The sequence below is a fragment of the Kitasatospora sp. MY 5-36 genome (genome assembly GCF_001182915.1).
Taxonomy (GTDB): Bacteria; Actinomycetota; Actinomycetes; order Streptomycetales; family Streptomycetaceae; genus Kitasatospora.
In genome coordinates, this window is record NZ_LFVW01001442.1 from 1 (window position 1) to 544 (window position 544).

General features: G+C 78.3%; 1 protein-coding gene. It reads right to left on the reverse strand.

Annotated features, from left to right (window positions below; translation table 11 throughout):
- Positions 1-46: 46 nt before the first annotated feature.
- A partial coding sequence (locus AE652_RS42850) for a hypothetical protein (protein ID WP_369808384.1) occupies positions 47-544 on the reverse strand: 498 nt, incomplete at its 5' end.

A 544-nucleotide genomic window follows, 5' to 3' on the forward strand; every position in this document is an offset into this window, starting at 1 on the left:
GCCCGGCACCGTACGGCGGCGCCGGGCCCGAAGTGGACGGCTGTGGTCAGGCCTTGCCCGGGCGGCCCGGCGTGGTTCCGGCCGCGCCCTTCGCGGCCGGGCCGGCGTCGCCGCAGACCACCAGCAGCGCGGTCGCGTGGTCGAGCGCCCTGGCGTACGCCTCGGCGGCCCGGGCGGACGGTCCGCCGTTGACCACCAGGACGACCACCTCGCGACGGACCGGACGGGTCAGCGCGGCGTCCGCGTAGAACACGTCGCCGCCCTCGGCGAGCTGCGCCCAGTAGCGCTCCTCACCGAAGGACAGCTCGTGCTGCTGCCAGGGGTGCGCTTCGTCGACCGTCAGCACCAGGATGTCGCCCGGGTTGCGGCCGGACTCCAGCAGCAGGTCGACCGCGTCGTCGGCGCGCTCCACCGCCTGTGCCGGAGTGGCGGCGATCCGCTGGACCTCCACCCGCGGTTCGGCGGGGGCCGGGCGGCGCGGTGCCGGCCCGGGCTTGGGGACCAGTTGCGGCGGGCCCGGACGGGCGGCGCGCGGCGGGGCCGG